Here is an 18644-nt window from a genome sequence, read left to right as displayed (position 1 = left end):
ATGTCATCCTCGGACTTGACCCGAGGACGACGGAGGAGAGGTCTGAACACCTTGGTCAGCAAGCTGGAAGCTGCATCGCGGATATAGGCAAGCGAAGCGCACCGCTTCTGAATGCCACGGCCTTCATCAGAGCTGGTCGAGTTTTTGCTGCAATGCGCGCAGCTGCGCCTTCAGCTCATCGATCTCGGATGCGTTCGGCTTGCGGGTTTCCTTGGGCGCCTGCGGCATTGCGAAAGGCGTGAAGTCCTGCATCGCCTGCCGGAACAGTTCCGTATTACGACGGATCTGCTCTTCCATCATCTGCAATGGCGCCTGAAAATTGCGGGCGATCGAACCATCGCCGAAGGCCTTGGCCATATGTTCCTGCATCTGGCTCTGCTGATCGGAGAAGGTCTTCATCGAATGTTCGAGGAAGGTCGGCACGACCATCTGCATCTGATCGCCATAATAGGAGATCAATTGCCGCAGAAACGCCGTGGGCAGCAGCGTATTGCCGGTTTTGGCCTCCTGCTCGACGATGATCTGCGTCAGCACCGCATGGGTAATGTCTTCGGAGGACTTGGCGTCCTGAACCTTGAAATCCTCGCCGCGCTTGACCATCTGCGCCAGATCGTCGAGCGTCACATAGGTGCTGGTTCCGGTATTGTAGAGCCGCCGGTTGGCATATTTTTTAATGATTGTTTCGCCGTCGTGTTTCGCCATGCCCGCCTCCTCGCGATGATGGTATTTTTTTGTTTTTTGGTGTTATTGCTCTTCCCGCTGCAAAGTGTATGCGCAAAACAAGCCCTCTGACAAATGTTTTGTGCATCGCAACAGTTTGTTTTTTGCGCAGCAATTTTTCGCAAGATTCCAGCGTGATTTAGCAACATCTTTTAAAGCAACTTTCGGCATTTGACTTGCATTGAAAGCTTTGCCAGTCTCCGCCCGCTTGTGAGGAGAAAATAGATGTCCCTGCCTTCAATCGTGATTGCCAGCGCCGCCCGCACCGCCGTCGGTTCTTTTAATGGCCATTTCGCCAATACGCCCGCCCATGAACTTGGGGCAACCGTCATCAACGCGGTGCTGGAACGCGCCGGTGTTGCGGCAGGTGAAATCGATGAAGTCATCCTTGGACAGGTCCTCACCGCAGGTGAGGGGCAGAACCCGGCACGACAGGCGGCGATGAAGGCCGGTATCCCTCAGGAAGCAACCGCCTTCGGCCTCAATCAGCTCTGCGGTTCGGGCCTGCGCGCCGTTGCCCTCGGCATGCAGCAGATCGTGACAGGCGACGCAGCCATCGTCATTGCCGGCGGGCAGGAATCCATGTCCATGGCTCCCCATTGCGCGCATCTGCGCGGCGGCGTGAAGATGGGCGATTTCAAGATGATCGACACCATGCTGAAAGACGGCCTGACCGACGCCTTTTATGGTTACCACATGGGCATTACCGCCGAAAACATCGCCCGCCAATGGCAGCTCTCTCGCGATGAACAGGACCAGTTCGCCGTCGCATCGCAAAACAAGGCCGAAGCGGCACAGAACGCCGGACGCTTTACGGACGAGATCGTGGCCTTCACGGTAAAAGGCCGCAAGGCCGATATCGTCATCGATGCGGACGAACATATCCGTCATGGCGCTTCGCTGGAAACCATGGCCAAGCTGCGCCCCGCCTTCGACAAGGAAGGCACCGTCACGGCCGGCAATGCCTCCGGCCTGAATGACGGCGCAGCCGCCACACTGTTGATGTCGGAGCAGGAAGCTGCAAAGCGCGGCATCCAGCCTCTGGCGCGTATCGTCTCCTGGGCAACGGCGGGCGTCGATCCGCAGATCATGGGCACGGGCCCCATCCCCGCCTCCCGCAAGGCGCTCGCCAAGGCCGGCTGGTCGATAAACGATATCGGCCTTGTGGAAGCCAACGAAGCCTTTGCCGCCCAGTCCTGCGCCGTGGTGCGCGAACTGGGCCTCGATCCTGATATCGTCAACGTCAACGGCGGGGCCATTGCCATCGGCCATCCGATTGGCGCTTCCGGCGCACGTGTCCTCAATACATTGATTTTCGAGATGCGCCGCCGCAACGTATCGAAGGGTCTCGCAACGCTTTGTATCGGCGGCGGCATGGGTGTCGCCATGTGCATCGAGGCGCTCTGACGGCAGCAACGCGGCTTCCAAAAAGCAATTCCGGTTCGGCGAACAATAGGGTAGAAGCGGCCTCCCATTGGCCGCATTTCTATGGCCGTTGAGCACGACAAAAAAGTTGAGCAGGATTGAAGCATCCGCGCATATGCAGGCGCTTCAGTGACAGGTCATGGAGGCCGATATGAGCCGGGTTGCGTTGATTTCGGGTGGAACGAGCGGCATCGGCGCTGCAATCGCCCGCGCCTTGCAGGCGGCCGGTTACCGGGTCGCCGTCAATTATGCCTTCACGACGGACAGGGCGGAAGCATTCCAGAAAGACACCGGCATTCCGGCATTTCAGTGGGATGTGCGCGACTACGACGCCTGCGTGAACGGCATAGCGAAGGTGGAAGAAACCCTCGGTCCCGTTGAGGTCCTCGTCAACAATGCCGGCATCACCCGCGATGCCATGTTTCACAAGATGTCGCCGCAGCAATGGCGCGAGGTGATCGACACCAATCTCACCGGCGTCTTCAACATGACGCATCCCGTCTGGCCGGGCATGCGCGACCGCGGCTTTGGGCGCATCGTCAATATATCCTCGATCAACGGCCAGAAGGGCCAGGCCGGCCAGGCGAACTATTCCGCTTCGAAGGCCGGCGATATCGGCTTCACCAAGGCGCTTGCCCAGGAAGGTGCCAGCCGCAACATCACCGTCAACGCGATCTGCCCCGGCTATATCGGCACGGAGATGGTGAGAGCGATACCGGAGAAAGTGCTGGCCGAACGGATTGTGCCGCAGATTCCCGTTGGGCGACTAGGCGAACCGGAGGAAATCGCACGCTGCGTCCTCTTCCTGGTGTCCGACGAGGCCGGCTTCATCACCGGCTCCACGATGACCGCCAATGGCGGGCAATATTTCGCCTGATAAGGATTACCACGGCCTCCGGACCGGCCGAATGCAGTAAACTTTTCGTGATAATAGCGTTTGCGTTTTTGCGAAGCACAAAAACTTGAATGTAAAATACCTCAATGATGAAAATGCTAAACCAATGAAAACACGATAGTTTTTGTATAGTTTAGAATGAGTCTAGAAAACTGGAGGCCATCAGGCGGGATGTTTTTCTTGACAGTAGGTGTCCTGTTTTGGTTTAAGAACTAAAACAACGTGTTGCGTCATACAGGCAGTTCATCATGCTGGTTTGCAGCTGCAATTACATCACCGATCACGATATCCGGGACGTCATCAACGAGCTCCTGGATGAAGACTGTTGGCAGTTGATCGTTCCTGCAAAAGTGTATCATGCCATGGAAAAGCGCGGCCGTTGCTGCGGCTGTTTTCCCACCGTTGTCGACCTGATCATCAAAACCACGGAAGAATATCACGCCCGTCGCCACTCGACTGAGGCCGATGTTTTTGATTTTATGTCCCGCTTGAAGCGATTCCATGAAGAGAACAGGAGAGCGGACATTGAAAGGCGACAAAAAAGTCATCGAGCGGCTTAACGAGGCCCTATTCCTCGAACTCGGTGCAGTAAACCAATATTGGCTTCACTACCGGCTTCTGAACGATTGGGGTTACACCAAGCTCGCGAAGAAAGAGCGTGCGGAATCCATCGAAGAGATGCAGCACGCCGACAAGATCATTGATCGTATCATTTTCCTCGAAGGCCATCCCAACCTTCAGACCCTGGCTCCGCTGCGCATCGGCCAGAACGTCAAGGAAGTGCTGGAAGCAGATCTCGCCGGCGAATACGACGCCCGCACCTCCTACAAGAAATCGCGTGATATCTGTCACGAGGCCGGAGACTATGTCTCCATGAAGCTGTTCGAAACCCTGCTGATCGACGAGGAAGGCCATATCGACTTCCTCGAAACCCAGCTCGAACTGCTCGGCAAGATCGGCCAGGAAAAATACGGCCAGCTCAACGCCGATTCCGCCAACGAAGCGGAATAAGCTCTCACAATGGACTAAGGAAAAGGCGGCCAACGGCCGCCTTTTTTATTTGCCGGAGAGATGCCGGAACTCCGCAACCACCTTCTCATAGACCCCACGCTTGAACGGCACGATCAGCTCGGGAAGGCTTTCCATCGGTTTCCAGCCCCAGGCGTCAAATTCAGCCGTATGCCCGGTCGGCGGCGGATCGATCTGGATTTCGCTTTCGTCGCCATCGAAACGAAACGCAAACCAGCGTTGCGCCTGCCCGCGATATTTGCCTCTGAGACCGATGCCGATCAGTTCGGGCGGCAGATCATAGTGAATCCAGTCGCTGGCTTCCGCCAGCAACGTCACCGATGTCATGCCCGTCTCTTCATAGAGTTCGCGAATGGCGGCTGTTAAAGGCCGCTCGCCGTCGTCGATACCGCCTTGCGGCATCTGCCACAATTGCGGTGACCCGTCATATTCGGAGTTACCTTCACTGATGCGCCGGCCGGCCCAGACCAGGCCTTCGGCGTTCAGAACCATCATCCCCGCGCAGGGACGGTAAGGCAAATCTTCTGCTTTGATTGTCATTGGAAACCCGCACTGTCTGGGCGCCTAAAAGGCGCGGAAAATTGCCGCGCACAAGGTTTACTGCCCCGCCTGCTGCGAAACAAGCGCAGAAACGCCGACGATCTCGATACCGCGTCCACCGGCTTCCCGCGACCATTTCGAGATGGCGGCAATGCTTTCGTCGAAAGCTGACGCCACACCGATTGCCTGACCGTTGCGGCGCGCAATCCGCTCCAGCTCATCCAGCTTGCGCAGGATGGAGGCCTCGATCACTTCGCCGTCAAGCAGCACATCGGCAAAACCCTGCGGCGCGGAGATGGCCTTGGCGATCCCGCCGCTCAGCGACTGCGCCGATGAGGCGTCATCCAGAAAAAGCAGCCCGCGCTTGCCGATGTCGCGCATCACCGGCTCCAGCGCCGCCTGTTCGGAAAGAAAGCGCCCGCCGAGATAATTCATGACGCCGGTATAATTGGTGATTTTTGCCATGGAGCGGTGCAGCCGGTCCATGTTGACCTTGGCAGGATCGCCCGCCAGCAGCGTATCCGGGCCGGGATTGGTGCCGGGATAACCGAAGGGCTCCAGCGGTATCTGAAGAAGGATTTCATGACCCTGACGGCGCGCCTCCTGCATCCAGCGCTGCAGGCTGTTGCCGCTGGCGGCGAAACCGAGCGTCACCTCCGGTGGCAATTCCCGGATCGCCTTTTGCGATCCCGTCTGGCTGAGGCCGAGACCGCCGACCACGATCGCCACCCGGGTGCCACGTGCGCCGGACCACGGCCGGGCATATTGCTCCATCGGCCGCAACCCATCGGCACCGACGACCGGCAGCCGGCCAAAGGCGGTCTCTTCCAGCAACGCATCATTAGGCCGCGTGGCCATGCGCGGATCCTGACCATAGGTCTGGCCGCTCATCAACACGGGTCCGTCGCTGTCCCGGGGGCGGGGAGAATAGACCGACACGACATTGCCGTCCGGCATCGTCGCCCGATTGATATTGGCGCCGGAGCGTCCGCTTTCCGGCTGGAGACCAGCGGTATCGCGGGGTCCGGCATCGGTCGCCGCCGGTTCCGGCTTATTTTCGGGGAGCTTGGGTTGGGTGTCCGGACCAGCCGCCGTCTTCTGCAGATTGCCCGGAGACAACGCCGTATAGACGGAAAGCCCACCAAGTGTAAGGACAGCAAGCACAGACAGAACCATAATGACGGAAAAGCGCCGGTTGATACCGGCGCTTTTTTTCTGACGACCCAGAAGCGGTTTTCGCAGGTCCGAAGGCAATGAAAAATCCGTCCAAACGGTTAGGCAATCGAGAAAATGCGCCGGCTGGCCGGCGCATCCATCTTACTGCTTGTTGACCACAGCCTTGTCCGGGTTCGGCGGGAAAGACGGATCCGTCTTGCTGCCGCGCAACAGGTCCAGCGCGTAGTTGAGCTGGATGTCGTCCTTGGCTTCCGGCGGAACATAAGCGGAGGAACCAGAACCTTCGTCCGTTTCACTCTGTCCCTTGATGTGGCCGGTCAGGCTGGATTCACCCTCGGTGGTCACCCGGCCCTGCAATTCCGGCGGCAACGGCTGTTCAACCTTGATGTCAGGCGTAATGCCCGTACCCTGGATCGACTTGCCCGACGGCGTGTAATAAAGCGCCGTGGTCAGGCGCAGCGCACCGGCCTCGCCGAGCGGAATGATCGTCTGGACAGAACCCTTGCCGAAGGAGCGGGTGCCGACCACGGTCGCGCGACGCAGATCCTGCAGCGCACCGGCGACGATTTCAGAGGCCGAAGCAGAACCACCGTTGACGAGCACGATTACCGGCTTGCCGTCGGTCAGATCGCCTGCCGTCGCATTGAAGCGACGGGTCTCGTCCGGGTTGCGGCCACGGGTCGAAACGACTTCGCCACGCTCAAGGAAAGCGTCCGAGACATTGATCGCCTGATCGAGCAGACCACCCGGGTTGAGACGCAGGTCGAGCACATAGCCCTTCAGCTTGTCGGCCGGCACATCCGCCTTGATCTTCTTGATCGCCTTTTCGAGATCGTCATAGGTCTTCTCGGTAAAGGAGATGACGCGCAGATAACCGACATTGTCGCCCTCGACGCGAGACTTCACCGCACGAACGGCAATGACATCACGCATGACGGTGAATTCGAGCGGCTTGTCGGCGCCCTGACGGATGATCGTCAGCTTGATCGGCGTCTTGACCGCGCCGCGCATCTTTTCGACCGCCTGCTCCAGCTTCAGGCCGCGAACCGGCGTACCGTCAATTTCGGAAATGAAGTCGCCGGAGAGAATGCCCGCGCGGGAAGCCGGCGTGTCGTCGATCGGCGTGATGACCTTGACCAGCTCGTTTTCCATGGTCACTTCGATGCCGAGACCGCCAAACTCACCCTTTGTCTGGGTGCGCATATCGTTGGCATCCTTGGCATTCATGAAGCTCGAATGCGGATCGAGCGAGCTCAGCATGCCGTTGATGGCATTTTCCACCAGCTTCTCGTCATCCGGCGGCGTCACATATTGTGCACGCACACGCTCGAACACGTCGCCAAAGATCGACAATTCCTTATAGGTCGAAGGCCCGGCCGCCTGTGCCGGCATGCTCGCCGAATAAATCACGCTCATCGCCGTGGCGCCCATAAGCCCACCGATAAGGAGAAGCGAAACCTTACGAATCATTGTGCGCCCTTCCGGTATTTTTTGCGGTCCACCACGGTTGGGAATCAACCGGCACACCATCTTTCCTGAACTCAATGTAGAGCGTTGGCCTGTCGGTTTCCAGCGCCAATGCTGCTGCACTCGCTACTCTTTTTGCACCCATGGAGGCGATGGGCTCTCCGGAGAACACAAACATTCCCTGCCGCGTCCTCACATTGTCCATGCCCGTCATCACCACATGATATCCATCACCCGTATTGAGGATGATCATTCGGCCGTAACTGCGAAAATCTCCGGCAAACACCACAAAGCCGTCTGCAGGCGCCGTCACGATGGCTTCCGGTCCACTCGCGACGACAATTCCCTTGGAAAAGTGGCCCGTACCATCAGCATCGCCAAAGCGCCGAAGCACCTCGCCCGCAACCGGAACCTCCAGCTTTCCCTTCAAACTTGCGAAGGGATATGCGGGGGCAATACGGTTTTTATCGGGCATTCCCGCCTCGGCCGCGGCACGCCCTTTTTCGCGTTCCGCCTCGGAAAGACGGGCAATGCGCTGCTCTTCCGCACGCGCCTTTTCCATCGCTTCCCGTACCGAAGTAATCTCGCCTTCGAGCGAACTCACCAGCCCTTCAAGGCTGGTGGCCTTGCTCGCAAGTTCCTCGGATCGCTTGCGTTCCGCCTCCAGCGCCGCCGCCGTCTGGGAATTTCTACGGCCGTTTTCGGCCAGCAGCAGGTCGAGGCGTTTTTCCTCTTCCAGACTTGCCGTCATCATACCCGTAAGATCGTCCTTTTCGCGAGCGATTGCCTGCCTGAGATCGGTCAATTCTTTGAGAGCGGAAACCAGCTTGTCGGTTTCACCCCGAATGCCTGGAACGACCGCGCCGAGAAGAATGGCGCTGCGCACCGAAGCGAGCGCATCTTCCGGTGAGACAAGAAGGGCAGGCGGCGGATTTCTGCCCATGCGCTGCAGCGCAGCCAGAACCTCGGCAAGCACGCCGCGTCTCTCCCGCAAGGAAGCCTTGACGCCGTCCTCGCGAACCGAAAGCTTCGCCAGACGATCCTCGCCATCGCTGATCTTGGTTTCCAGCGCCTTGCGCCGGGCAGCCGATGCGATCAGCTCCTCCCGGATGCGGGCGCTATCCTGATTAAGCGAAGCGATGCTTTCCTGAAGAGTGCGGGTCTTGTCTTCGGAAAGGCCTATGCTGTCGACCAGCTCCTCCAGATCCTGCCGGTTCTGATCACGACGCTTTTCCAGCGTCTGAAGCGCCTCAGGTGAGGAATCGCCATTCTCCACTGGAACGGCACCGGCATCGTCGCGCGAAAAAGCGAAATCGACCGGAAAAGTCCCGATCGACAAGACAGCGAAAACCGCGCCCGCAAGGGCAGCGTGCCGTTTTCGTTGAAACCTCTTGTCCATTTGAACTTTCTTTGATGCCGAAGCAGGAGCGCCGATATTAGGGATTTTGCCGCAATCTTCCAAGAGGCCCGAAAGAGGCTGTGGGCAGAGCCGCCACGCCTTTCCGTCTCGCGAAGCTTCATGTTGAAATTGAGACAATTTTCCGTGTCCGGAACCTGCTCAAACGCGATGGTATGGATGACCGGAAAGAATAGTGACGGCGCGGTAAAGCTGCTCGGCGATCAAAATGCGAACGATCTGATGCGGCCATGTGAGCTTGCCGAGATTGAGAACGGCCGCCGCCCTGTCGTAAAGGGCCGGATCAAGACCATCGGCGCCACCGATCGCGATCACGAGGTCACGCTTGCCGCTATCGCGCAAATCACCAAAAAATGTCGCAAAACCCGGACTGTCCAGCGCTTTGCCGCGCTCGTCCAGAAGCACGAGAACCGCCCCGTCCCCTAGGTGTTTTTCGAGCATCGCCGCTTCTTCGCGCTTGCGTGTCTCGGCATTCGACGCCCGGCTTTCCGCGACCTCGATCACCCGCGAAAACTCCAGCCCGATCGCCGGGCCGGTCTTGGCGAGACGCTCTATATAACGGGTCGCAAGATCCTTCTCCGGGCCGGATTTAAGCCGCCCCACCGCAAAAATCGAAATCCGCATCGCAAACCTGCATTCGTCGTGACCCAACAGGGTCACGCTCTTAACAGCATAGACTGCGGATTCCTATGCGGCCGGTTCGCTTTCCGGCCAGACGCACCGGCCCGACATCAAACGAGATAGTCGGGAAGCTCGATGCGCAACAAGGCTCACCGTGTCAATGCAGCGTTTCTTCCGGCATATCCGGCGTCGCCCACATTTTTTCAATGTTGTAGAAGGCGCGGATTTCCGGACGGAACACATGAACGATGATATCGCCGGTATCGATCAGCACCCAGTCTCCGGTCTCGAGACCTTCGACGCGGGCGTTTCCGAACCCTTCACCCTTCATATCTTTAAGAAGATGCTCGCAAATCGCCGAGACATGCCTGTTCGATCGCCCGGAGACCACAACCATGTAGTCCGCAAGCGCCGATTTTCCGGCAATGTTGAGAGATACGATATCTTCGGCCTTGGAGTCCTCGAGGCTCGCGAGGACGGTTTCGAGGGCGTGGTCGGCGGCATCGGCGCCACTGTCCTGGCCCTTCGGGATAGCAACAAATGCTCTTCCCTTGGCGTGTACTGTTGTCAGAGGTTTTCCCTTTCCAAGAATGACAAAACAGGTACTGGCGACGCGATTCTCTGCGTCGCTCAATAAAGGTGGCACCAAAGCATTAACTTTTCAAGATATGGAGGCTTCGGCTTATGGCGCATACATCATTTGTGATCATGCGTTTCATTTGTGACCATTGCGCAATGCCGTGGAACTGAGCGTCGAACGCGGACCATGGATGAAAACCCAGGCGGGCGCGCGTTTTTTCCACAGAACGCCCGCATCGTCCTCATCGATCCGCGCCTGGCTGAAGGCCTGCGCCATGGTGGAGGAGAGATAGGACAGGGTGGAGCCCGGCCGATCTATCACCGCAATCGGAAAGGTCTCTGCGATCTCCCGCCATTTCTGCCAGCGATGGAAGCTTTTCAGATTGTCGGCGCCCATGATCCAGATAAAGCGGACATGCGGATTTCTCGCCTTCACCTTGGCGAGCGTATTGGCCGTGTAGCTGATGCCCAGCGATTTTTCAAAGGCCGTCACCTTGATGCGCGGATCGCTGACCAGCCTTTCGCAGGCGGCGATGCGATCCTCCAGAGACGCCAGTTCCGAGCGGCTTTTCAGCGGATTGCCAGGCGTCACCATCCACCAGAGCTGATCGAGACCCAACCTGCGCAGCGCAATTTCGGCAACAAGGGCATGGCCGGCATGTGGCGGATTGAAAGAGCCGCCGAATAGCCCGACAACCATGCCGCGCTCCGCATGCGGCATGGTGAGATAACGTCTGTCGAGGCGTTTCTCAGTCGGCAAAATCAGGTCCGTGTCTGGCCGGTGCCATGCACCCGGTATTTGAACGAGGTGAGCTGCTCGACGCCGACCGGGCCCCGCGCATGCATCTTGCCGGTCGCAATGCCGATTTCCGCACCCATGCCGAATTCGCCACCATCGGCAAATTGCGTCGAGGCGTTATGCAGCAGAATGGCCGAATCGAGTTCGTTGAAGAAACGTTCGACCACATCGGGATCCTCGGCGATTACGGCCTCGGTGTGATTGGACGAATAGCTGCTGATATGATCGATGGCGCCGGAAATGCCGTCCACGACAGCAACCGAAATGATTGCATCCAGATATTCGGTGCGCCAGTCTTCTTCTGTCGCAGCTTTCAGGCCCTCAACCACATCGCGAACGGCCTGAGAGCCGCGCACTTCACATCCGGCCTCGATCAGGCCCTTGATGAGTGGTTCCAGATGCGTGGACACGGCAGCGGCATCCACCAGCAGGGTTTCGGCCGCCCCGCAAATGCCGGTACGGCGCATCTTGGCGTTCACGACGATGCGTTTCGCCATGTCGAGATCGGCCGAGCCGTCGACATAGATATGGCAAATACCTTCCAGATGCGCAAAGACCGGAACCCGCGCTTCAGACTGCACGCGCGCAACGAGGCTTTTGCCGCCGCGCGGCACAATCACGTCAACCATGCCATTCAAGCCGCCAAGAAGCGCGCCCACGGCGGCGCGGTCGGTGACCGGCACCAGTTGAATGGCATGCTCGGGAAGACCGGCAATCTTCAGGCCCTCGACTAGGCAGGCATGAATAGCACGCGATGAATGTTGCGAATCCGAGCCACCGCGCAGGATCACGGCATTGCCCGCTTTAAGGCAGAGCGCACCGGCATCCGCCGTCACATTCGGGCGGCTTTCGTAGATCACGCCGATGACGCCAAGCGGCGTGCGCACCCGCTCGATCTTCAGCCCGTTCGGACGATCCCAGGCGGCGATGACCTCGCCAACCGGATCGGCCAACGCAGCAACCGAGCGGATACCTTCGGCAATGCCGGCGATCCGCGCATCGTTGAGGGTGAGCCTGTCGATGAAGGAAGCAGCAAGGCCGGCATTATCCGCCGCTGCCAGATCTTTCCTGTTGGCCGCAAGGATCGTTTCTCTGGAGGCCTCTATCGCGGAGGCCATGGCGAGAAGCGCGCGGTTCTTCTGCTCAGTCCCTGCAATGGACAACGGTCGCGAAGCAGCTTTTGCCTGAGCGCCGATGGTCATCATCAGCGCATCGATATCATGGCTCTGCTTCACGGCCTGTTCAGGCATGGACCTCATCCTTCTTCGCATTTTTGACTTTGACGGCAGCACCGGTCATCACAAGATCGTCGCGATGGATCATCGCCGCACGCCCGACATAACCGAGGATCGCCTCGATCTCATTGGACTTGTGACCGATGATGAGGCGCGCCTCTTCCGCATCGTAGCCCGCAAGACCACGTGCGACCTCGCGGCCTTCCACGCCGATGATGGCAATCGCGTCGCCGCGTCCGAAATTGCCCTTCACCACACGCACGCCCGCGGGAAGCAGGCTTTTACCGGCATATAGAGCTTTTTCCGCGCCGGCATCCACATGGATTTCACCGGCCGGCTGCAACTGCCCAGCAATCCAGGTCTTGCGCGCCGTCACCGGCGTGCCTGATGGCGCAAACCAGGAGGAGCGTGCACCGTTTTCGATGGCCTTCAGCGGATTGAGCGTCTTGCCGGAAGCGATGATCATGCCGCAGCCGGCAGCGGTCGCGATCTTGCCCGCATCGATCTTGGTGCGCATGCCGCCACGCGAAAGCTCGGAAGCAGCACCGCCGGCCATGGCCTCGATCTCGGGGGTAATATCCGCAATCGTCTCAAGGAATTTCGCATCAGGATCAAGATGCGGTGGGGCGGTGTAAAGCCCGTCAATATCCGACAGCAGCACCAGAAGATCGGCACCCGTCATTGTCGCCACACGCGCCGCCAGACGGTCATTGTCGCCATAACGGATTTCGGTGGTCGCCACCGTGTCGTTTTCATTGATGATCGGAATAGCGCCGATCTTCAGCAGCTGGTTGATGGTCGCGCGGGCATTGAGGTAACGGCGACGCTCCTCGGTGTCGGACAGCGTCAGCAGAATCTGACCCGCGACGATCTCATGCCGCGACAGGCTTTCCGACCATGCCCTAGCCAGGGCGATCTGGCCGACTGCCGCCGCCGCCTGGCTTTCCTCCAGCTTCAATGCACCGGAGGGCAAGCCAAGGACTGTGCGGCCAAGCGCAATGGCGCCCGAAGACACGACCTGGACATCGACGCCGTTTTTCTTCAGCGCAGCGATGTCCTCGCAAATGGCGTCGAGCCAATCCTTTTTCAGCCCGCTTTTCCGGTCCACCAGAAGTGCAGAACCGATCTTGATGACGATCCTGTGGTGGCTGCCCAGAGGTTTACGCGTCAGGCTCATAGGCGATCGTCCTCTTCCTCGGCCTCGCTCTCCTCAGGCATTGAACGGTCGGGAAGGGCGGTCTCGCCGCCATTGCTCGCCGAGACGATGATATCGCGAAGGGCGCGCAGTGCCTCCGTCATGCCGATATGGGCAGCGGCAGACAACAGGAGCGGAGGACGGCCGCAGGCCTTCTCCAGTTCCTTTGCCTTCTTTTTCAGTTCTTTTTCGTCGAGCACGTCGATCTGCGACAGCGCCACGATTTCCGGCTTGTCGGTCAGCCCGCCACCATAGGCGTCCAGTTCGGCCTTGACCGTCTTATAGGCCTTGCCGACTTTTTCTTCCTGCGCCGAGACGAGGTGCAGAAGTACGCGGGTACGTTCCACATGGCCAAGGAAACGGTCGCCGATGCCCACGCCCTCATGCGCGCCTTCGATGAGGCCCGGAATATCGGCCAGCACGAATTCACGGCCGTCGATGGTCGCAACGCCGAGGTTCGGATGCAGGGTCGTGAAAGGATAATTGGCGATCTTCGGCCGCGCGCGCGTGACAGTCGCGAGGAATGTCGATTTGCCGGCATTCGGCAGACCGACGAGACCGGCATCGGCAATCAGCTTCAGGCGAAGCCAGACCGTCTTTTCCTCGCCCGCAAGACCCGGATTGGCATGGGTGGGCGCCTGATTGGTCGAAGACTTGAAATAGGCATTGCCGAAACCGCCATTGCCGCCAGCGGCAAGACGAAAGCGCTGGCCTTCCTTGGTGAGGTCGACGATCAGCGTCTCGTTGTCTTCCTCGAATATCTGCGTACCGACGGGCACCTTCAGCACCACATCCGAACCCTTTGCGCCGGTGCGGGTCTTGCCCATGCCGTGCTGTCCGATCGAGGCTTTGAAATGCTGCTGGAAGCGGAAGTCGATCAGGGTATTGAGACCGTTGACCACCTCGATCCAGACATCGCCGCCGCGGCCGCCATCGCCACCATCCGGGCCGCCGAACTCGATGAATTTTTCGCGCCGGAAGGAAACGGCGCCCGCGCCGCCATCACCGGACTTGATATAGACTTTTGCTTCATCGAGAAATTTCATCGGACTGCCGTTCTGTCGGTTTGCGGGCGCATTCGTCAATCGCGTTGCGCCAAACAAAAATATCGTCGTTTCGAATACAAGCGCTTCTTCACGAGGTCAAAGACTATCGTGCGGGAAGCCCCTGCGTGAGACAAGGTCGGTTTGGGATAAACCGGCCCTGTTCAAAGCATCGGGCCGAAAACTGTAATGGTTTTCGGCCCGATGCTCTTCAGGTGTCAGCGATGCGGCGGGAGGAAATCCTCAGCCGTGATCACCGTATCGATATGCGCCACCATGGCGGCACGCGCCGTGGCATAGATCTGGTGGCAGCCGGTCACCCGGAAGCCCAGTTTCTCCTGCACGCGCAGGGATGCAGGGTTATCCGCAAACACGCCGGAATGGAGAACTACCCCCGGCATGCGGCGGAAGAACCGCTCGACCACAGCAGCCACCGCCTCGGTCATGTAACCCTTGCCCCAGTAGAAACGGTTGAGCCAGTAGCCCAGATGCCACTCGCCATGCCGCAACTCGATTGAGACAACCCCGATCAGGGTATCGTCACCACTGGTGATGGCGAAATCCCAGTCGGGCAGGGTGCCGGAAGTGCGCAGAACCAGCCATTCCAGCGCATCCTGCCTGTGGTAGGGTGCGGGAACACGGGCCAGCATCCTGGTCACGGCGAAATCGCCAAGCGATTCCGCAATGCTGCCAGCGTCGGAAAGCCGCTGCGGACGCAGCACCAGACGCGACGTCTCAATGACAGGGCAGGGGCCGGGCGGCGCCGCGGTTGCAGCTGCACGGCGACGGGTAAGCTCGAGCGTGCTCATCCCATATCCCCCAGCTCTTCAGCGAAACCCAGGTCTTGCGGTCCAGCCGGTACCATTCAACCGGCACCATGCCGCCCAGCGCCAGCGAACCAACCATGCCGGAGCCCTGGAACTGGAAACCGCACTTCTGGATGACGCGACGCGAGGGAATGTTGGTGACCCGGCAACGCGCATCGATCTGGTCGATTTCACGCGTGCGGAAGGCCATGTCGATCAGCGCATGCGCGGCTTCCGTCATATAGCCCCGGTTCCAGTAGGGTTCCCCCAGCCAGTAACCGATCTCCAGCGTCTTTTCGTCTTCCTGGGGTTCCAGCGCGCAGCAGCCCAGAAACTCGCCATTGTCCATGCGGGTAATCGCATAGACGCACTTGCCAATCTCGCCAGCTTTGGTGCGTCGCACGAAGTCCGCGGCGTCTTTGGCCGTGTACGGGTGCGGCATACGCGACACCATGGTCGCGATATTGGCGTTGTTGGCAAGATGGGCAAGGGCGTCGATGTCTTCTTCGTGAGGCTTGCGTAAAACCAGCCTCTGCGACAGTAAAACGGGGCAATCGCTCCTCGACCGATCGGGCCTCGGCCGTTCCTCGGGTGACCGTGATTGGTCAACCCTCAACAATTCAGCTTGCATGGTTCAGTCCCTCCTTGGGGTTAAAGAAAAAGGGGAGTTGGGTGGTGCCCCATCTCCCCTGTTTTCTTGACTGAACCTGATACGTCTCAGCCGGGTCGATGGGACACCGGCTGCATATGACGCTTACCGGCTTATTCTGCGGCTTCCGCTTTCGGAGCCACGGATACGAACACGCGGCCGTTGGCCTTCGTGCGGAAGTTCACGTTACCTGCGGTCAGTGCGAAAATCGTGTGGTCCTTGCCGATGCCGACATTGGCGCCCGGATGCCACTGCGTGCCGCGCTGACGCAGAATAATGTTGCCTGGAATGACGGCTTCGCCGCCGAACTTCTTTACGCCAAGGCGCTTGGATTCGGAATCGCGACCGTTACGCGAGGAACCGCCAGCTTTTTTGTGTGCCATTGGAGTTCTCCTTTAAACCTTGTTTCCCGTGTCGCGCCGATCAGGCAGCAACGATGTCCGTGATGCGGACGACAGTGTGATGCTGACGATGGCCGCGCGAACGCTTGGAGTTCTGACGACGACGCTTCTTGAAGGCGATGACCTTCTTGCCGCGATTGTGCTCGACAACTTCAGCCTTGACGATGGCGCCCTTGACAAAGGGTGCACCGAACTTGGCGTCGGCGCCTTCGCCAACAACGAGAACTTCGGTGAATTCTACAGTTGCGCCTGCCTCTGCTTCCAGCTTTTCGATGGTCAGCACGGCGTCGGCCGCTACGCGGTACTGCTTACCGCCGGTCTTGATGACTGCGAACATTTTTTATCCTTTCATGTTCGTTCCGGCTCTGCCCGCATATGCAAGCTGGCCGTCTTTTTATCAGTCGGAGTAGCGGAAATCCGTCAGGACTGAATGCCCCTTTGAATGTCTGCCGGTGAAGCCGCCTTTTGAGGGGCGGAATAAACAGAAGGCGCACTACGCCATCAATTTGGGTGCCGATTACGCGAGACGTCAGTTTATGTCAAGATGACGACGGCTTGAAAAGTAACTGTAACGCCAAGAATTTCATGCTTTTTCGGCAGGTGAAGCAGTCGGGTCTCGAAATTTGTGCAGCAAGTGTTTATATGGGCCTACCAACAAGGAGCAGAAATGGCCCGCATAGACCAGACCGACGATTGGCGGGACCGCCATGCGCCGACACTTTCCGCCTTCGAGTCGCTTGCGATCGAGGCGTATGGCCACCTGCCAGAAGAATTCCGCGCCTTAACGAAGGATCTCATCATCGAGATCGCCGATTTTCCGACCGATGACGTGTTCGAAGACATGGCACTCGAAACACCCTTCGATCTTCTCGGACTGTTTGAAGGACGCGGCATCTCCGAACGTTTCACCATGGAAACGGGCGAAATGGTGAACCGCATCACGCTTTATCGCCGCCCCATTCTCGACTACTGGGCCGAGAACGAGGAAACGCTGGGCGACATCATCACCCATGTCCTCATCCACGAGATCGGCCACCATTTCGGCCTCTCGGATGATGACATGGAGCGGATCGAGGAAAGCGCTGACGAGGCCGCGGCGGAGCGATAGCCCCGCCGACGGCGCGTCTTATTGCTCGCCGAGCTTCATATCCGGATGGTATTCCTTGCCCTCGACCACCTTGGTCACGGCCTGGCCGCAATGCATCACGCCGCTTGCGGCGTTGAAGGCGTAGCTCGGCGAACCGGCAAGCTCCCATCCCTTGTTCAGCGCCTCGGTGACCCGATGGCAGAACTTCGAGTCATCGGGACCAGTTATGAAACGATAGACCTTCACGTCTTTTTTGCCTTTCTCTGTGCGATGATATCGGCCATGGCAACCAGCCTCTCGGCCTGCCCCACATGCAGCCGTTCGATCATCCGCCCGTTCATGTTGATGACGTTCAATTCCATAGATTCAGGTTTTGCGAAAGCGGCAATAATCTCTCTCGCATCCGCAACAGCGGCATCATCTGGCGCGAAGCGCCGATTGGCCGGCTCAATCTGTGCCGGGTGGATCAGCATCTTGCCATCGAACCCCATGGCGCGACCCTGTTCGCATTCACTGTCAAAAGCTGCAATGTCTCGAAAATCGTTGGACACGCTGTCGATGACATCAAGGCCATAGGCGCGGGCGGCGAGCACCACCTGCATCATCCAGGGCACGAGATAGGTTCGCCCGGGGAGGACTGGAACACGCGTTTCCTTGCGCAGATCGTTGAGCCCGATTACAAAGGCGGCAAGCCGCGCATCCGGCGTATGGGCAGCGTCGGCGATGGAGGCGGCGTTCAAAACACCCAGCGGCGTCTCAATCATTGCCCAAATTTTCAGGTCCTGGGGCGCATCGGCCTCCGCCAGAAGGTCGGCCACATCATGAATATCTGCGGGCTGCTCCACCTTCGGCAATAAAACCGCATCCGGCCGACAGGAAAGCACGAGTTTCAAATCCGCCATGCCATCCGGCGTTGAGAGCGGATTGATACGGATAATGGTCTCGCGTCCGGCGAAAGGCGCATCCGAAAATAGCCTGCCCAGATTTTCCCGCGCCTCGCCCTTCATGTCGGGCGCGACGGAATCCTCCAGATCGAGGATTACTCCGTCGCAATCGAGATCGCGGATTTTTTCGAGCGCCCTGACATTGATGGCCGGAACCGACAGCAGCGAACGGCGCGGTCTCACAGGAATATTTTCGAAAAAATTAGTCATGCCGCACTTGTGTCAAGCTTTTGTGACATCTGCAACCTGACAATCCACTGAATCCTCTTGCAAGCCGGAAGAAGAAGGCCCACATTCGTCTGGAAAGAAAGGTTGAATCATGCAAGGCATCCGTTCATTTTTCATCGCCGCATCCGGCATCGCAATTCTGGCCATGGCCGCCCTCTTCACGGCGTCGCTTACGGTCGCTTTTATCGGCGTGCTCGCCGTTCTCAGCGCTGGCCGTCTGCTTTCGGCGCGTCTGAGGCCGGCCCCCATTCCGGTCAAGCCCCGCAACCAGCGCGACATGCGCGTCTGGAACGATGGCAAGGGCACGATTATCGATCTCTGAGATCGTTTAATCCGGTCAAAATGCGAGGACGCCGCAGAAGGCGTACCGAAGAACGCGGGTTTGCGC

The 18644-nt window shown here is 58.7% G+C and carries 22 protein-coding genes and 1 pseudogene; 6 read left to right on the top strand and 17 right to left on the bottom strand.

The genetic code is table 11. The annotated features are described in order from the left end of the window. Positions 1 to 126: 126 nt before the first annotated feature. Positions 127 to 702: a polyhydroxyalkanoate synthesis repressor PhaR gene (phaR, locus tag G3A56_RS11955; RefSeq protein WP_164056389.1), complete on the bottom strand. Its 576-nt coding sequence runs from the start codon at positions 700 to 702 to the stop codon at positions 127 to 129. A gap of 243 nt (positions 703 to 945) precedes the next feature. Between phaR and G3A56_RS11950 the strand changes: the two genes are divergently transcribed. The 4 genes from G3A56_RS11950 (at position 946) to bfr (ending at position 4051) form a co-directional block, all read left to right on the top strand. Beyond that, positions 946 to 2127 carry an acetyl-CoA C-acetyltransferase gene (locus G3A56_RS11950; protein ID WP_082183213.1) on the top strand — a complete coding sequence of 394 codons (1182 nt, stop codon included), beginning with the start codon at positions 946 to 948 and terminating at the stop codon, positions 2125 to 2127. A gap of 169 nt (positions 2128 to 2296) precedes the next feature. Beyond that, on the top strand, positions 2297 to 3022 hold the full coding sequence (gene phbB, locus G3A56_RS11945; RefSeq protein WP_035241927.1) for an acetoacetyl-CoA reductase: 726 nt from the start codon (positions 2297 to 2299) through the stop codon (positions 3020 to 3022). Positions 3023 to 3288: 266 nt separating this feature from the next. Then, the gene (locus G3A56_RS11940) at positions 3289 to 3600 is read left to right on the top strand and encodes a (2Fe-2S)-binding protein (protein ID WP_080600126.1); all 312 of its coding nucleotides are present in this window, start codon (positions 3289 to 3291) and stop codon (positions 3598 to 3600) included. Continuing rightward, positions 3566 to 4051 carry a bacterioferritin gene (gene bfr / locus G3A56_RS11935; protein WP_035241272.1) on the top strand — a complete coding sequence of 162 codons (486 nt, stop codon included), beginning with the start codon at positions 3566 to 3568 and terminating at the stop codon, positions 4049 to 4051. The genes G3A56_RS11940 and bfr overlap by 35 nt, the downstream gene beginning before the upstream one ends. A 45-nt stretch (positions 4052 to 4096) precedes the next feature. On the opposite strand, the gene G3A56_RS11930 is transcribed toward bfr, so the two are convergent. The 14 genes and pseudogenes from G3A56_RS11930 to rplU form a co-directional block, all read right to left on the bottom strand. Next, positions 4097 to 4609, bottom strand: a complete 513-nt coding sequence (locus G3A56_RS11930; protein WP_082183214.1) for an RNA pyrophosphohydrolase — start codon at positions 4607 to 4609, stop codon at positions 4097 to 4099. 57 nt (positions 4610 to 4666) lie between these two features. Then, entirely contained in the window at positions 4667 to 5863 is a 1197-nt protein-coding gene (locus tag G3A56_RS11925) for a divergent polysaccharide deacetylase family protein (protein ID WP_082183216.1), read from the bottom strand. A gap of 63 nt (positions 5864 to 5926) precedes the next feature. Next, positions 5927 to 7255, bottom strand: a complete 1329-nt coding sequence (locus G3A56_RS11920) for a S41 family peptidase (RefSeq protein WP_035241275.1) — start codon at positions 7253 to 7255, stop codon at positions 5927 to 5929. Continuing rightward, the gene (locus G3A56_RS11915; RefSeq protein WP_082183217.1) at positions 7245 to 8651 is read right to left on the bottom strand and encodes a murein hydrolase activator EnvC family protein; all 1407 of its coding nucleotides are present in this window, start codon (positions 8649 to 8651) and stop codon (positions 7245 to 7247) included. The genes G3A56_RS11920 and G3A56_RS11915 overlap by 11 nt, the downstream gene beginning before the upstream one ends. Positions 8652 to 8810: 159 nt before the next feature. Continuing rightward, positions 8811 to 9293 (bottom strand): 23S rRNA (pseudouridine(1915)-N(3))-methyltransferase RlmH, encoded by a 483-nt coding sequence (gene rlmH / locus G3A56_RS11910; RefSeq protein WP_082183218.1) that lies wholly within the window; start codon positions 9291 to 9293, stop codon positions 8811 to 8813. A 154-nt stretch (positions 9294 to 9447) separates the two neighbouring features. Next, positions 9448 to 9924 (bottom strand): ribosome silencing factor, encoded by a 477-nt coding sequence (rsfS, locus tag G3A56_RS11905; RefSeq protein ID WP_003492666.1) that lies wholly within the window; start codon positions 9922 to 9924, stop codon positions 9448 to 9450. A gap of 81 nt (positions 9925 to 10005) precedes the next feature. Further along, entirely contained in the window at positions 10006 to 10629 is a 624-nt protein-coding gene (locus G3A56_RS11900) for a nicotinate-nucleotide adenylyltransferase (protein ID WP_164056387.1), read from the bottom strand. 2 nt (positions 10630 to 10631) lie between these two features. Beyond that, positions 10632 to 11918, bottom strand: coding sequence for a glutamate-5-semialdehyde dehydrogenase (locus G3A56_RS11895; RefSeq protein ID WP_164056386.1), 1287 nt, complete (start codon positions 11916 to 11918; stop codon positions 10632 to 10634). Further along, positions 11911 to 13080 carry a glutamate 5-kinase gene (proB, locus tag G3A56_RS11890; RefSeq protein WP_082183219.1) on the bottom strand — a complete coding sequence of 390 codons (1170 nt, stop codon included), beginning with the start codon at positions 13078 to 13080 and terminating at the stop codon, positions 11911 to 11913. The genes G3A56_RS11895 and proB overlap by 8 nt, the downstream gene beginning before the upstream one ends. Continuing rightward, positions 13077 to 14144 (bottom strand): GTPase ObgE, encoded by a 1068-nt coding sequence (gene obgE, locus G3A56_RS11885; protein WP_082183220.1) that lies wholly within the window; start codon positions 14142 to 14144, stop codon positions 13077 to 13079. The genes proB and obgE overlap by 4 nt, the downstream gene beginning before the upstream one ends. Positions 14145 to 14359: 215 nt before the next feature. Further along, the gene (locus tag G3A56_RS11880; RefSeq protein ID WP_082183222.1) at positions 14360 to 14950 is read right to left on the bottom strand and encodes a GNAT family N-acetyltransferase; all 591 of its coding nucleotides are present in this window, start codon (positions 14948 to 14950) and stop codon (positions 14360 to 14362) included. Positions 14951 to 14957: 7 nt separating this feature from the next. Further along, positions 14958 to 15578 (bottom strand): annotated as a pseudogene (locus tag G3A56_RS11875) (GNAT family N-acetyltransferase); the annotation flags it as partial. A 131-nt stretch (positions 15579 to 15709) separates the two neighbouring features. After that, positions 15710 to 15979 carry a 50S ribosomal protein L27 gene (rpmA, locus tag G3A56_RS11870; protein ID WP_003492686.1) on the bottom strand — a complete coding sequence of 90 codons (270 nt, stop codon included), beginning with the start codon at positions 15977 to 15979 and terminating at the stop codon, positions 15710 to 15712. A 40-nt stretch (positions 15980 to 16019) separates the two neighbouring features. Continuing rightward, positions 16020 to 16334 carry a 50S ribosomal protein L21 gene (gene rplU / locus G3A56_RS11865; RefSeq protein ID WP_003492690.1) on the bottom strand — a complete coding sequence of 105 codons (315 nt, stop codon included), beginning with the start codon at positions 16332 to 16334 and terminating at the stop codon, positions 16020 to 16022. Between the two features lie 330 nt (positions 16335 to 16664). Between rplU and G3A56_RS11860 the strand changes: the two genes are divergently transcribed. Beyond that, positions 16665 to 17105: a metallopeptidase family protein gene (locus G3A56_RS11860; protein ID WP_003492693.1), complete on the top strand. Its 441-nt coding sequence runs from the start codon at positions 16665 to 16667 to the stop codon at positions 17103 to 17105. Positions 17106 to 17123: 18 nt separating this feature from the next. On the opposite strand, the gene G3A56_RS11855 is transcribed toward G3A56_RS11860, so the two are convergent. Next, a complete protein-coding gene (locus G3A56_RS11855) occupies positions 17124 to 17330 on the bottom strand; it encodes a DUF1737 domain-containing protein (protein WP_003492695.1) in 207 nt (68 codons plus the stop codon). After that, positions 17327 to 18238 carry an HpcH/HpaI aldolase/citrate lyase family protein gene (locus tag G3A56_RS11850; RefSeq protein WP_164056384.1) on the bottom strand — a complete coding sequence of 304 codons (912 nt, stop codon included), beginning with the start codon at positions 18236 to 18238 and terminating at the stop codon, positions 17327 to 17329. The genes G3A56_RS11855 and G3A56_RS11850 overlap by 4 nt, the downstream gene beginning before the upstream one ends. Before the next feature lie 109 nt (positions 18239 to 18347). Here G3A56_RS11850 and G3A56_RS11845 point away from each other — a divergent pair, with 109 nt between their 5' ends. Continuing rightward, positions 18348 to 18578 carry a hypothetical protein gene (locus tag G3A56_RS11845; RefSeq protein ID WP_082183224.1) on the top strand — a complete coding sequence of 77 codons (231 nt, stop codon included), beginning with the start codon at positions 18348 to 18350 and terminating at the stop codon, positions 18576 to 18578. The last annotated feature ends 66 nt before the right edge of the window (positions 18579 to 18644 follow it).

This window comes from Rhizobium oryzihabitans (genome assembly GCF_010669145.1).
Taxonomy (GTDB): Bacteria; Pseudomonadota; Alphaproteobacteria; order Rhizobiales; family Rhizobiaceae; genus Agrobacterium; species Agrobacterium oryzihabitans.
The sequence above is the reverse complement of the archived record's forward strand: the minus strand, read 5'-3'. Positions and strand labels throughout refer to the sequence as shown.